The organism is Acinetobacter johnsonii CIP 64.6 (assembly GCF_000368045.1).
Taxonomy (GTDB): Bacteria; Pseudomonadota; Gammaproteobacteria; order Pseudomonadales; family Moraxellaceae; genus Acinetobacter; species Acinetobacter johnsonii.
Genome location: NZ_KB849235.1, coordinates 365,046 through 379,235 on the forward strand (window position 1 = coordinate 365,046; position 14,190 = coordinate 379,235).

The following is a 14,190-nucleotide window of genomic DNA, read 5'->3' on the forward strand; positions in this document are numbered from 1 at the left end:
TACCTTTTTATCTTTCTACTTTCAACACAGCCAAGAACGCTTCTTGTGGGATTTCTACACTTCCCACTTGCTTCATGCGTTTCTTACCTTCTTTTTGCTTCGATAGCAGTTTCTTCTTACGAGAAACGTCACCACCATAACATTTCGCCAATACGTTTTTACGCATTGCCTTTACAGTTGAACGAGCAATAATTTGCGCGCCAATGGCTGCTTGAATTGCCACATCAAACATTTGACGTGGGATCAAATCTTTCATTTTTTCAACCAATGCAATACCTCGGTGACGGGCATCTTGACGGTGACAAATCATTGCCAAGGCATCGACTTTATCGCCATTGATCAATACATCGACTTTTACCAATGATGAACTTTCAAAACGCACAAAGTTATAATCGAGCGACGCAAAACCACGTGAACACGACTTCAATTTATCAAAGAAGTCCATCACCACTTCCGCCATTGGAATTTCAAAAGTGATCGAAACTTGGTTCGCCATAAACTTCATGTCTTTTTGAACACCACGGCGTTCCACACATAAAGTCATCACATTACCCAAATACTCTTGCGGTACAAGGATATGGCACTCAGCAATCGGCTCACGTAAGTCTTCGACCGTTGAACCATCTGGCATTTTAGATGGGCTATCGATATAAATCGTTTCACCATTCTTCATCACCGCTTCATAAATCACTGTCGGTGCAGATGAAATGAGGTCTAAATCATACTCACGCTCTAAACGCTCTTGCACGATTTCCATATGTAGCATGCCTAAGAAGCCACAACGGAAACCAAAACCTAAAGCATCTGAGCTTTCAGGTTCAAAAAATAACGCCGAGTCATTGATCTGAAGTTTGTGCAAAGCTTCACGGAACGGTTCAAATTCACTTGAATCAATTGGGAACAAACCTGCATAAACCTGCGGCTTCACTTTTTTAAAGCCCGGTAAGGTTTTGACTTCTGGTGTGTTGGCAAGGGTAATCGTATCACCCACTGGCGCACCAAAAATGTCTTTAATCCCTGCAATTACGAAACCAACTTCACCCGCTTCAAGGATGTCTGTCTCAGTATGCTTAGGATTGAAAATCCCCACAGAAGTAATAATGTGCGTTTGGCCTGTTGATTTCATCAACATCTTGTCGCCCTTACGCACACGACCTTCTTTCACGCGCACCAAAGAAACCACGCCTAAGTAGTTATCAAACCAAGAGTCGATAATTAAAGCTTGTAGTGGCGCGTTACGATCACCAGTAGGTGCAGGAATGACATTAACAAGGGTTTCTAAAACGCTATCAATCCCAAGACCTGTTTTTGCCGAACAAGTTGGCGCTTCAGTTGCTTCAATACCAATAATGTCTTCAATTTCTTGAATCACACGTTCAGGTTCAGCTTGTGGTAAATCAATTTTATTTAGTACAGGAAGGACTTCGAGACCTTGCTCAATTGCGGTATAGCAGTTCGCAACCGACTGTGCTTCCACGCCCTGCGCCGCATCTACAACCAACAATGCACCTTCACAAGCCGCCAATGAACGTGACACTTCATATGAAAAATCGACATGCCCTGGTGTATCAATAAAGTTCAATTGATACTCTTGACCATTTGGATGGGTGTAATACAAAGTAACCGACGCAGCTTTAATGGTAATACCACGCTCACGTTCAAGTTCCATGGAGTCAAGTACTTGTGCTTGCATTTCACGATCTTGCAAACCACCACAGGTTTGAATAAAGCGGTCAGCGAGCGTTGACTTCCCGTGGTCAATGTGAGCAATAATGCTAAAGTTTCGTATATTATTGATATCTACAGACTTTTTTACAACTGCCATAAACTACTCTAAAAATATGTACACAATCATGTACTCAACTGTAAAAGTACAAACGACGTGCAAAAAGAATGTTGCTAAAAACTTCGCACAGTATAAGCAGATAAGTGTTAAAAATATATATTGTGATTGAGAAAAACTATCTTACAGAACAAACAGAATACAACTCATACATTAAAGCTATAGCGTTGCCCTGATTCATAAGGTTGTCAGCATTTTTTATTTTAATTGTACTTATATAGTCACCCTCTTTAAGTCAAAAAACTATTTATTCTTTTTACGCATATTGTTATTCAATTAAATCCATTACCAAAAAAATAAAGATGTTATATATTAAACAAAATATGTTGAGTTTATAACATGAAATTATCATTACTTGTATCATCACTGCCTAGTCAAAGTACTGCCGCCAGAATGCGAATTTGGCGTTCATTAAAATCGAATGGTGCAGCTACACTAAGAGATGGCGTCTATCTCCTACCAGCAATACATTCTGAAAAATTCGATACTATTATCGATGATCATTTCAATGAAAATGGACATGCTTATATCTTTCACGCTGAAGCTCCTGCACATCTAGATCTGGCACAACTTTTTGATCGGACTGGAGAGTATGAGGAACTCAGAACTGAAATTTCTCAAATACAAAGTACGCTTGAAGAAAGTAAGAAAAAAGAACATCTCAAGCAGACTCGAAAACTAAGAAAAAATCTCAATTCACTAATAGAAATCGATTTTTTCCCTAATATTCAACAAAATAAAACACTCAATGAACTTACTCGTTTAGAGAATACGATTGCTCGACTAGGTGAAGACGATGAGCCGAATAATTCTGATGAGCAATTAGAAGTCTTTTTTAAGCAAGATTTTCAAAATAAAACATGGGCAACTAGAAAGCGTCCTTGGGTTGACCGTTTGGCATCAGCATGGATCATTCAAAAATTTGTAGACCCTCAGGCAGAATTTATTTGGTTAGAGCACCCCGATGATTGCCCAAAGGATGCCTTAGGTTTCGATTTTGATCATGCCAAATTTACGCATATCAATAATCTAGTCACTTATGAAGTGTTAATGCATAGCTTTAAATTACAAAACCCTGCTTTAAATAAAATCGCTGAAATTGTTCATTTTTTAGATGTTGGAGGAAATGAGCCTGCTGAAGCATTAGGTATTGAAAAAATCTTACAAGGTCTCAGAAGCACGATCACAAATGATGATCAATTACTCCAGCTTTCAAACCATATTTTTGATGGCTTGTATGCAGACTTTCAAAGGAATTTAGCATGAACAATAAGCCATCTTTGTCAAATGAAATAGAAATTGAATCTATTAGCTTTTGGCAAGCTTTTAAATTTTGGTTAAAACTCGGATTCATCAGCTTTGGAGGCCCTGCTGGGCAAATTGCTGTTATGCATCAAGAGCTGGTTGAAGAAAAAAAATGGATTTCAGAAAAGCGGTTTATGCATGCTCTGAACTATTGCATGTTGTTACCTGGGCCTGAAGCTCAACAACTCGCAACTTATATTGGTTGGTTAATGCATAAAACCAAAGGAGGCATCGTTGCAGGTGTTTTCTTTGTTTTACCCTCTCTATTTATCCTGATCGGGTTGTCTTGGGTTTATGTTAAATATGGAGATGTCCCGATCATTGCGGGCTTGTTTTATGGCATTAAGCCAGCAGTTGCAGCCATTGTATTTCATGCCACTTATCGTATCGGTAGTCGATCATTAAAGAATAAATTTCTATGGGCAATTGCAGTTGTCGCTTTTATTGCAATATTTATTTTTAATGTCCCTTTCCCTTTAATTGTTCTATGTGCAGCTATATCAGGCTATTTCGCAGGTAAAAAGCTTCCAGAGTTATTTCAGGTAAATGCACATCATTCCAGTCAAAAATCTTATGGTCGTGCAATTATTGATGACGACACTCCCACACCTGAACACGCCATTTTTAAATGGTCGCATCTAATCAAAATAGCAGTAATCTCAGCACTTTTATGGATAATTCCGCTCATCTCTTTAACAGCAATTTTTGGATGGAGTCATTCTTATACTCAACTTGCTTGGTTTTTTACTAAAGCTGCTCTTATGACATTCGGGGGAGCTTATGCTGTTCTGCCTTACGTATATCAGGGGGCCGTCGGTTTTTATCACTGGCTGACACCAACTCAAATGATTGATGGACTAGCTCTAGGTGAAAGTACTCCTGGTCCGTTGATCATGGTGGTAGCTTTTGTCGGCTTCTTGGCGGCTTACAATCAATCTCTATTAGGTGTTGAGCATCAATTTATTGCGGGTGCATTAGGTGCAATCATTGTCACTTGGTTTACTTTTATTTTCTCATTTTTCTTCATTTTAGCGGGGGCGCCTGTCATAGAGTCCACACATGATCAAATTAGATTCACAGCCCCTTTAACAGCCATTACCGCTGCCGTGGTGGGTGTAATTTTGAATTTAGCCCTCTTTTTATGCTACCACGTGCTTTGGCCAAAGGGCTTTGAAGGAAGTTTTGATTATATTTCTGCCATTATTGCTATTTTAGCTATAGTCGCATTATTTAAGTTTAATCAGAGTGTTCTCCGAGTCATCATCGGTTCGGCGTTACTAGGATTAGTAATTAAGCTCATAATCTGAAAAACAGCTGCGCAACTTATAAGTAGCGCAGCCAATTTTATCACTCATCCTATTACTTATCTTTATGCATTGTCCTTCTGAGAAATTTACGTATTCTGACAGGTGCCAAGCAATTATTTCTCGAAAGAGCTCCTGCAGCCTTTGATAAATGCATCATTGATATTCATTTCAGGATCATCCTTTTCATCATCGCATTGATCCGCACTCTTTAGGTTGTTATCACGTGCGTATTGATAACCGTAATACTCTTCTGTGCCTTCCTTGAAGCCACCAAGCGTATCAGGTCTCATTTGATACTGGAAAAATATGAATGCAGCAATGCCGATGACCGCAAGAATTCCATTGACGATCCTAAACTGTTTTGAAATCATTTTTTATTCTTAGTTGGGTTATTATTTGAGCGATGATCATAAAGAATAAAAAGAGATAAGTCTATGTGCGCAAACTTTGAAGCGATCCGAAAGAATCGTGCATTCCTCCTAGATCTTCCTGAGCCTGATCAATTGGAATTCCCTGAAGATATATTTCCTAACTTCCCCTCACCTTTGATCTTTTCCAATGACGGCAAGATCGAATGGCGTTCCGTTAATTTTGGGATGATTCCTAAGTGGGCCAAAGAAAATAGTTTCGGTAAATACACCTACAATGCTCGGACTGAAACGGTTGCTGAGAAGCCCAGTTTTAGAGATGCTTGGCATAAGTCTCAGTTTGGCCTAATCCCTGTCGAAACCATTTTTGAACCTAAATACATTGATGGGAAGTCACACTGGTATGGCATTGCACATGAAGATGGTATGCCCTTTACTGTGGCGGCCATATACGAGAATGCTGTCATCGCTGGAGAGCAAATTCGATCGATGAGTATGCTCACCATCAATGCCGATAAACATCCTTTCATGAAGCAATTCCATAAGCCTAATGATGAGAAGCGCTCGATCATCGTAATCCCTGATGAATACCGCGAAGAATGGCTGAATTGTAGCTTTAAAGAGGCGCATGAGTTCTTCTTTGAAATGCAGGATGAGTACATCACTTTCCCTAAATCCCGCTTATCCGAAAATGGCCTTCAACCTAATCTAATTTGAAGGCCCGTTGATTATCCACAGCTTTTAAATTTGAATTTATTTTTACCGAAATCTACAATCTTGAAATCTGTTACAGAAATCAAGTTTGGCTATGAACGATATCAAGAACCATGGTGGTGTGAGACCCGGTGCGGGGCGAAAACGCTCAGAATTGACCACGCTCATCCGTGTACCAAACTCTTCTGTTTTAGAAATCAAAGCTTTTCTTAAGAAAGATAAAGCTGACCCTGAAATTGATCACATCCGCCAAGTTGATCCAGTCACACATATGGCTATCCCATTGGCCACTGAGCGCGTTCAAGCAGGTTTCCCTTCCCCTGCGCAAGATCATGTCGATAAGACACTAGACCTTAATGAGCACCTCATTAAGAATCCAGCCGCTACGTTTATCGTGCGTGTTAATTCACTATCACTCATCAATATTGGGATCGATATTGGCGACGAGTTGATTGTCGATCGTAGTCTTGAGGCTAAGCATTGGGACATCGTGATAGCACTGGTTGATAATGAGTTCACCGTAAAGCGTCTCATGTGTGAAGATGCTGGAGTATGTTGGCTAAAAGCTGAAAACCCTGATTACGACGACATTCATTTCAGTGAAGGACAAGAATTCATTATTTGGGGTGTTGTCACCCGTGTTCTAAAGAGCTTCAGATGAGAAGTGAAAACAAGATCTATGCCTTAATTGACGTGAACAATTGCTACGTCAGTTGTGAGCGTGTGTTTAATCCAAAGCTGAATAATAGACCGGTCATTGTGCTTTCAAACAATGACGGCTGTGCAGTTGCACGTTCGCAGGAAGCCAAAGATCTTGGGATTAAAATGGGTGTGCCCCTATTCCAAATCAAAGACATTGTTGAGAAGCACAATGTAGAAGTGCTTTCGAGCAACTACAAAGTCTATGCTGAAATGTCCGAGCGCTTTCACAGCATCCTTGCCGACTATGTTGCACCAGGTGAGCATGAGATCTACTCTATCGATGAATGTTTTCTAGATCTAACCACTTATGAGCATAAATTCGATTTAACTGAATACGCGCAAGACATGCGTGAGCGTATCTCTAAATGGATCGGCTTGCCTGTATCAATCGGAATTGGTCGAAGTAAGACCGAAGCCAAAATTGCCAACCATATGGCCAAGAAAGCCAAACGCTTTTCGGGTGTCTGCAATTTGGTATCCATGGACCCAAAACATAAAGATTACTTTTTTAGTTTGATCGATGTCTCTGAGGTTTGGGGAGTCGGTCGACAGCACAGTAAGAAACTACATGCCATGGGTGTGCATACCGTTCAGGATCTCACACGAACTGAGCCGCGCAATATGAAAAGCCTCTTTTCTATTGTTATGGCCCAGACGGTAGCTGAGTTGCAAGGCATTTCTTGCATTGAAATTGAACATGCCCCACCCGCTAAAAAACAAATCATCTCATCGAGGTCGTTTGGCCAACGTGTAACAGATAAAGAATCTTTGTCTGAGGCAATGAGTGATTATCTGCAGTCAGCTGTTAAACGTCTACGTGAGGATAAAAGCTTATGTGGCTGCGTGATTGCTTTTGCTGAGTCCAATCCATTTGATAAGAACAAACCGTTTTATAAGAAATCTATCAGTGTTGGGTTTGCTGAGCCTACTGACTCTGCTGCAGTCATGAATAAAGCTGTGATGAAGCAAATGGATGAACTATTTCAAGAAGGTATCGAGTTTAAAAAATGTGGTGTGATTTTAACGTGTATCGAGAACAAGGCAGCCTATATTCCTGACCTGCTCTCAGATGTTGAATCTATAGAACGCAATGAGAAGCTGCAGCTTGCTATGGAAGGCGTTAAGGAGCGGTTTGGGGATAAGAAGCTTGCGATCGGACCATGCAAATTGCCGAACCGTGGCTGGTCGATGAGTCGAGGAAGTTTGACGAGGGATTATTTTAGCTGGGAAGGGATGTTGACTATTGATGATTAGTCTAATAGCTTATCAAGCTATTATAAAATTTGGAGAAAATTGTGGGGCAAGCAAAACAACGCGGCAGCTTGGCAGAACGTATAAAATTAGCCGAAGCAAATATTGTGAATTTATATTCTAATGAGAAATATGAAGAATTACTTAAAGATTCAACTAACCTAAAAGTACCAAGAATAATTGATGATAAAGTTAAAAATTTTTGTAATAAAATTTCTAAAATTGCCCCCCTTTACTTAAAAGTTACACCCGAACCAAAATCTACATTAGACAATTGTGATATCAATGTTAGAGATAAAATTCAAAGAGATGGGGGAACATTGGTTGCAGGATATAAAATCTGGTACTTAGAAGATGCTTATATTATGGCTGAAAGACATGCCGTCTGGAAAAATAATAAAAATGAGTTACACGAAATAAGTTTCGATTTAGAGCGCAACAAAGAAATATTATTTCTGCCAGACACAGAAAATTGTACTGTACTTGAAGATAAAATACCTCGTATTGATATGGCTTATATAAAAAACCTCGAGAGTACAGCAGAGTATTGTAATATTGATTCACATTTTTTTTGGGAAAACCAAAAAAAGCAATCTGAAGGCTTAGTAGAGGTTGCGCAAACTGAAAATTACGTGGATTTTAGTAAACGAGTCTCACCTATATCTGACGTGATGCATTTAAGTGATATATTGCCATTAGAGTCAATACAACAAGCTCTTGGTGAACAATACGATTATAAAATTAAACATATTAGAGATTTAGACTCTATTCTACAAAACTCTGAACTTAAAGGTGCGTTTTACGAAAACTGTGCATCAGGGTGGCACAACCATTGTGTAAGAAATCAACTACCTGAAGAACAACGTCGCATTGGAGAGTCATTCAATGCAGATAATAAGATACTTTACAAACAAATCGAACGAAGAATTGGGGCTTTAATCTTTGATGATTTAATCGCAATGAAAGTTTTTATTAATGAAAACCCTACTCCCGTAGCTGAGCTTTTCTTATCGACGACCTTTAATGGTGCACTAAAGATACATGATGTATGTTTTCAAAACATATTTAAACCAAAGGAAAAATACACACTTCAAAAGTATGAGGGGTTAAACGCATTCTCTCAGCTTATTTTGAACGCAAAATTATACTGTTCACAGCATGGCATAAATCAAATAAGTCTAACTGCTGCAAATATAGACCTCATACCTTTCTTTGAGAGCCATGGCTTTGTGGTTGAGGATAGTGAGGTTGCTAGAAAAGGAATATCTGTATTTAAAGCTGGAATTCCAATGCATTTATATCTATAGACTTTCTCAATTCACACACTGAACACAGACAGTGACATGCACTTTTGTCGAAATCGAATGCGCTGTGCAGCCTGAAAGCAGGATGCACAGCAATAATGCTTTGATCATGATAGAAACAAAGCCTTTTCTTTAGCACGACGATTCACAAGTCCTTGCATGCGTTTACCACCTGCATTCACCCATACATCAAACTGATCCGCTGCACCGCGAATATCATTGGCATTCAGTTTTTTAACTAAAGTTGATTGACTAAAAGCACTAGCCCCAATGTTGTAAGCAAGTGATAGCAGTGCATCAAACTGATTTTGATTAAGTTGCACTGTGACTGCCTTATTTACAGTAGCTTCAAACTTCTTTAAATCATGTGCCATGTATGTCTTAGCTTGTGCTTCCGTGCAGGTATCACCTTTCATAACTTTAATGCCGTTCGGATAAACTGTGGTACCGAATCCAATCGTCCATACCCCCACACCATCGTCATATGCAGCAAGCCGTTTTCCTTCAAAACCACAGATGAGATCCACACCAAAAAGACTAACCACCATCTGGTCGATCGCAATACCCAACATATCAGCCACCGTTGCATCTGTAGCCGTTGCAATCACTTGGTTGGCAGCATTGACTTGCTTTTGAGTAAGTGTTCCACCACTGATCTTTCTTAAAAAATCAAAAATATGTTTCATTTTTCACTTACTCACTTAAACATTGCTTTAAAAGCTGATCGAATTTCATAGATTAGTTCACCAATGGTTTTACCACGTAACAGCTGAATCGCTTGATACCAGATGCCAATTAACAACATTCCGAAAATCGCAAAGATCAACATTACAAAGCCTTGCGTCATATGTGAATAGACATGCCAACCATAATATTCAATAAATGCTGAACCACCATACAGACTAATCGCCACACTAAACGTGAACTTCATAATCACCCCCATCGTGATTTTAATTCGTCCCTCGGTATCGATATCCCCTGATAACGTCAGAGCAAAGATTGCCCCAACCACTGCAGCGATAATTTTAAAAAGCCATGGTAGGCCCTTGATGCTTAACGGGTCATTCATAGACCACTCCTAATTTTTTGGCAATAAAAAAGCGCTCAATGAGCGCCATATACTTTTTAAAAACTTAAACTTCGATTTGAATCACTTCACCCAATGGTGCGAGTCGTTTAATCTCACCATCAGATACAAATACTGTTGCTCCAAGGTTGTAACGTGTTGAACTGGTCACCAGATTTAAACCCGATCCACCCACCACCAACACTTTGTAATTGGGATGGTCCACGCTGGTAATGGTTCCTACAAATTCTGCAGCCGCAGGAAGTAAATCAATTAAACGCTGTAATGCATTACTCACGATTGACACGCTCCACTTTCACAGTTTGATTGACCACTGCGTGGCTGAACGAGACGCTAACACTATCTACAATGCCCCACCATTCCGCATTAAATGCCAGCACCTCTCCTGGTACACATTCACCTACTTCAGGCGAAATCGGCATGCTGTAGGTATGAGTTTCAACCATCCCTGCTTTGGCAAGTTTGGCTTTGCCATAGGCCTTCATGCTGACATAGTTGAACAACGGATTGTTATCAGGTTGAAGTAGAATATCAGCACTAGTGCCAGTACGTTTTACCTGAGCTGGTGGTCCTTTACGGTCATTTGTCAGCGTAATGCCGTTGTAATCAGGATAGATCTGATAATCGGTTGATTGACTCAGCACTACAGACTCAGGCAATAAGCGATCATATTCAGCGATTGACAGCACATCCCAGAAGGTCTTTTTATAAAGCGGTTTAATCGTCAGCGTATTGCTGCCCTTTTCGCTATAAATAAACCCACCACCGCTTTCAACCACCATCTTGATGGCATCGATTGGAGCTAAATTGGAATAACTTAAGCATTCACGCTCAACGATCCAGCCCAGTGCATCGATCAACTGCCAATTCAGTACCGTATCGCTAAACACGCGATCTAGCTCCGCTTGGCACAACTGGACGGAGGTTCGATCATTCTCTTGTAAGAAGGAGCGTAAAGGCGCTGTCGGTGCGGCAAGTAGTGCCGTTTGACTGCGGCCAATTAAGGTGTAGGTATCCTGGGCAAATTTACGAGAACGTCGGCGGTTCTCAAGCAACATTTGATGCTCGGTACCATTCACGATAATTTTTAAAATCACAGGTTGGCCATTGATCGGTTCAAGTTTGCCAATCTCAGCAGCTGGTACAGTCAAGCTATAGGACCAGCACCAGCTGCTGCGATCGGTACTGTAATTCCCGTCATAGACTTCAATCTCTACGCCATTGTCTAGGCGTGTCACAGATAAACTATTCAAAATGTACCACCAATTACGATTCGGTATGCCAGGTATGCAATCATCCGCACCAAAGTTGAGAACAACATCATGCGAATCCACCTCATGACACAGGCATACGAAATTAAGATCACCTGTACCCTGATATTCGGGAATTTCAGGATCTGGCCATGGTTCAATCGGATGCTTGCGATAATGAATGGATTTAGCTTTATCCCAAGAGATCACATCTTGTGTGACTAGCTCTAAGCCTTTATCCCAATCAAAGCTGAAGCGCTTTTCAAAGACGTGTGCGACTTGATGTGAAAATGAAATATTACGGCGTTTACGGATCATCTCCTGATGATCGAATTCACGATTTAATCGAAGCTTGATCGATTCATCAAAATACAAATCGCGTGCAATCCGGATCTTCAGATTTTCTTGCCAACGTACACCCAGATTTCGACTGAGTTTCTCGCCCTGGTCAAATACTGCATGGATGGATTCTGATAAAGTCAGCCCACGCTCAAAAGCAACCTTGTTGCCATGACTGACCACTAATCCTTGATCAAAAAAAAGAGCCTCATTAGAGACTCTTAGAATTGGTTTTGCCCATGGTATTGCTGCGACACTTAAAGCAGCGATTGCCTTTTGATAACTAGCATCAAACGCATAAGACACCCCGACGATGTGATTAATATCGAATACAGCATCAATTTGAAATTGAAATTCAGTATCTAAAACCGTATCAACCGTACATAGGTTTTCAGCAAAAACCGCTTGAACATCAAGGCTAAGCTCAGCATCAAGTACATAATCAATCTGAGCAATAACATCTGTATTTTCTGAAAATACCGCATGAACACTATATTGAAATTCAGCATCTAAAACCGTGTCAATCGTGGAAGTATTGACACCACTATCCGCATAGACCGCGCCAACTTCAAAATTGAAATCAACATCAAGCAGAGTATCAATTTCAGCGGTAACATCATCACCAAAGTTTAGATTGGTTGAGCCTGTCGCTAAATGCTCAAAATTCAAGATGATGTCGTGACTGTCAGTATTATCAGGTGTGAAGTTAAGATTTACATTGTGAGCATCGACTGTGCCAAGTTTTCGCTTAAATTTCACATGCTCACCTTTTTAAAATTAAGGTCTGATTTTAAATGACTGAACGCCTAGCGTACCGCCAAGTACGAGATTCGTATTTGCAAGCGTAATGTCTGTACCTACAGCTAAATCATCTACAACCTCACCTTCACCATTATAGATCCGCGCCCATGTGGCTGTGCCTGTTTTCATCACGGTCGCCGTGTTGGTTGGGTGTAGCTCAACATAGCTTGCTGTGACTTCTTTAAAGCATGGCTCAGGGAATGTGCATGTGACAAGTGCTTTGTTTGAGTCCGCTCCGGTTTCGGGTGTTGTGGGTTGTGCACCTTCATAAAAAACAATAGTGGCGCTTGATGCGCCACTATCCATCCATGCTGCTTTTGCTTGCGCCATCACAAGCTTTGATTTGATTGATGATTTGCTCATTTTGGCACCACGTTATCTTGAATGACCGCGTTAAAAAGGCCTTGCGGGTGATGAGCAACAATAAAAAATTTTAATCTATTTAAATTATCGAATTCATAGTTGCCATTTTTATCAGTAGGTATGTCCGCAATTAATCGGCCTGATAGCTTTTCAAAAAGCCGAACACGGCAGGCGATTGGCGAGTTTTGCACTTTGACCTGCCCTTTTATGTAAAACCCGCTACTTTTCATCACAGCATCTGAATTACTATTAACCGCCAACCTGATCTTTGTATTGATCTTCATACAATCACCCTATTCTTAATACTATTTGTCCGCGATATGAGTTGTTGTGTGCAATGTTAATTGCGATGAAATATTCATTATCTTCTTTAAAGGTGTAAAGGTGCGTTAGTGGTTTGGATTGAAGTACATAGAAAACACCGTTTAATTCCCCACGAAGAACATCACCATCTTCTTTTAAAAAAATAGGTGCGAATGGGGTTAGTTTATTTGCCGGGCTTGCAGCTAAATAGTTGGTATATCCACTGTAAATTGTTGCTTTTACAACCCCTAATGAGAAATTTTCTGCATATGCTGAAGCGGCATTCTGATTGTATATCCGTTGTAGTAAGACTTTGTTTAAGGCGTCTGTTGCCCCAATCCCATTTACCTGTGCTTTATTAAATCCGTTAAACGCTTGGTTATTTGATAAGGATGCTGACAAAAAGTTATTTGAAGCATCGACATCAATTAGGCTTTTAAATTCACCAAATCCATAGCAAATATGATCCGAACTCATAGGTATGGCTGTTGGTAGTATATAAAAACAAGATTCACTACCCACCACAATCCAGTTTCTATTTCCTGTTGTTGCGGTTAAGGAATCAGCTTGTGCGTTAAAAAACTCCTGATCCGAGGCATAATACCATCTTGCCCAACCATTAACTGCCGACGACCCACTTCCTGTTCCAATCCAGTTCTTATCTGGTGAGGATAGATCGTACGGTGCCTGATTAAACATCGTATCAATATCAGTCATATCTTCAACAATGCCGACCTTCGCATATTTCGCATAAGTTGCTGTGTATGCAGGGTCCAATTCATCCACCACACGTAAAAATGGACGACTTGGCAATAATGGATTTAAAAAGCGATATGCAGCCTTGCCGCCACCACTTGGATTGCTGCTAGAGAATGGTTTCTCCCACCCTAGCGGCGGTAATGATGCTGTAATCACACCTGTTGCAGCGGTCACGCTTGGTACTGCAGCAAGCTCAAATGTGATTGTTTGAGCATTTGGCGCAGTGAGCACGCGATGTTCACCATTAAATTCAGGCTGATTTACTCCTGTGATTTTAATCACCTGATACTGCATTAAATTATGGGCAGAGCTGAACAAAGCAGTGACTGTTGTGCCTGATGCTGTAAGGGATGACACTGTGCCAATATTGATACCATTTATCAGACAAGCATCCAGCACATTAATCATCGAGCCATAAGTATTTTGTAGTTGTGGTGCATTGTTATTGGTATGCACAAAAAATTTGATATCTGTACTTGCGACCATTTTTATTT

15 protein-coding genes are annotated in these 14,190 nt (G+C 40.4%); 6 read left to right on the forward strand and 9 right to left on the reverse strand.

Going from position 1 to position 14,190, the window contains the following annotated elements; translation table 11 throughout:
* Nucleotides 1–7: 7 nt before the first annotated feature.
* Nucleotides 8–1,825 carry a translation elongation factor 4 gene (gene lepA / locus F986_RS07525; RefSeq protein WP_004693672.1) on the reverse strand — a complete coding sequence of 606 codons (1,818 nt, stop codon included), beginning with the start codon at nucleotides 1,823–1,825 and terminating at the stop codon, nucleotides 8–10.
* Nucleotides 1,826–2,182: 357 nt separating this feature from the next.
* On the opposite strand from lepA, the gene F986_RS07530 reads away from it, so the two are divergent.
* Together F986_RS07530 and chrA are read left to right on the forward strand one after the other, a co-directional pair.
* Complete coding sequence (locus F986_RS07530) at nucleotides 2,183–3,109, forward strand: chromate resistance protein ChrB domain-containing protein (protein WP_004693674.1); 927 nt, start codon at nucleotides 2,183–2,185, stop codon at nucleotides 3,107–3,109.
* Entirely contained in the window at nucleotides 3,106–4,455 is a 1,350-nt protein-coding gene (chrA, locus tag F986_RS07535; RefSeq protein WP_004693676.1) for a chromate efflux transporter, read from the forward strand. Before F986_RS07530 ends, chrA begins: the two co-directional genes overlap by 4 nt.
* Before the next feature lie 113 nt (nucleotides 4,456–4,568).
* Here chrA and F986_RS07540 read toward each other — a convergent pair whose 3' ends face one another.
* The gene (locus F986_RS07540; protein ID WP_004693678.1) at nucleotides 4,569–4,826 is read right to left on the reverse strand and encodes a hypothetical protein; all 258 of its coding nucleotides are present in this window, start codon (nucleotides 4,824–4,826) and stop codon (nucleotides 4,569–4,571) included.
* Nucleotides 4,827–4,889: 63 nt separating this feature from the next.
* On the opposite strand from F986_RS07540, the gene F986_RS07545 reads away from it, so the two are divergent.
* From F986_RS07545 to F986_RS07560, 4 genes are all read left to right on the forward strand, one after another.
* Nucleotides 4,890–5,540 carry an SOS response-associated peptidase family protein gene (locus F986_RS07545; RefSeq protein ID WP_004693680.1) on the forward strand — a complete coding sequence of 217 codons (651 nt, stop codon included), beginning with the start codon at nucleotides 4,890–4,892 and terminating at the stop codon, nucleotides 5,538–5,540.
* Between the two features lie 91 nt (nucleotides 5,541–5,631).
* Complete coding sequence (locus tag F986_RS07550; protein WP_004693682.1) at nucleotides 5,632–6,198, forward strand: LexA family protein; 567 nt, start codon at nucleotides 5,632–5,634, stop codon at nucleotides 6,196–6,198.
* Nucleotides 6,195–7,493 carry a Y-family DNA polymerase gene (locus F986_RS07555; protein ID WP_004693684.1) on the forward strand — a complete coding sequence of 433 codons (1,299 nt, stop codon included), beginning with the start codon at nucleotides 6,195–6,197 and terminating at the stop codon, nucleotides 7,491–7,493. Before F986_RS07550 ends, F986_RS07555 begins: the two co-directional genes overlap by 4 nt.
* Nucleotides 7,494–7,534: 41 nt before the next feature.
* Nucleotides 7,535–8,797 carry a GNAT family protein gene (locus F986_RS07560; RefSeq protein ID WP_004693686.1) on the forward strand — a complete coding sequence of 421 codons (1,263 nt, stop codon included), beginning with the start codon at nucleotides 7,535–7,537 and terminating at the stop codon, nucleotides 8,795–8,797.
* Nucleotides 8,798–8,901: 104 nt separating this feature from the next.
* Here F986_RS07560 and F986_RS07565 read toward each other — a convergent pair whose 3' ends face one another.
* The 7 genes from F986_RS07565 to F986_RS07595 all read right to left on the reverse strand — a co-directional run bounded on the left by F986_RS07565 (nucleotide 8,902) and on the right by F986_RS07595 (nucleotide 14,182).
* Nucleotides 8,902–9,480: a lysozyme gene (locus F986_RS07565; RefSeq protein ID WP_004693688.1), complete on the reverse strand. Its 579-nt coding sequence runs from the start codon at nucleotides 9,478–9,480 to the stop codon at nucleotides 8,902–8,904.
* 11 nt (nucleotides 9,481–9,491) lie between these two features.
* On the reverse strand, nucleotides 9,492–9,863 hold the full coding sequence (locus F986_RS07570) for a hypothetical protein (protein ID WP_004693690.1): 372 nt from the start codon (nucleotides 9,861–9,863) through the stop codon (nucleotides 9,492–9,494).
* Nucleotides 9,864–9,927: 64 nt separating this feature from the next.
* On the reverse strand, nucleotides 9,928–10,158 hold the full coding sequence (locus F986_RS07575) for a hypothetical protein (RefSeq protein ID WP_004693692.1): 231 nt from the start codon (nucleotides 10,156–10,158) through the stop codon (nucleotides 9,928–9,930).
* Complete coding sequence (locus tag F986_RS07580; protein ID WP_004693694.1) at nucleotides 10,151–12,229, reverse strand: hypothetical protein; 2,079 nt, start codon at nucleotides 12,227–12,229, stop codon at nucleotides 10,151–10,153. The genes F986_RS07575 and F986_RS07580 overlap by 8 nt, the downstream gene beginning before the upstream one ends.
* 18 nt (nucleotides 12,230–12,247) lie before the next feature.
* Entirely contained in the window at nucleotides 12,248–12,634 is a 387-nt protein-coding gene (locus F986_RS07585; protein WP_004693696.1) for a hypothetical protein, read from the reverse strand.
* A complete protein-coding gene (locus F986_RS07590) occupies nucleotides 12,631–12,918 on the reverse strand; it encodes a hypothetical protein (RefSeq protein ID WP_004693698.1) in 288 nt (95 codons plus the stop codon). Before F986_RS07590 ends, F986_RS07585 begins: the two co-directional genes overlap by 4 nt.
* Nucleotides 12,919–12,922: 4 nt before the next feature.
* The gene (locus F986_RS07595) at nucleotides 12,923–14,182 is read right to left on the reverse strand and encodes a hypothetical protein (protein WP_004693700.1); all 1,260 of its coding nucleotides are present in this window, start codon (nucleotides 14,180–14,182) and stop codon (nucleotides 12,923–12,925) included.
* Between the last annotated feature and the right edge of the window lie 8 nt (nucleotides 14,183–14,190).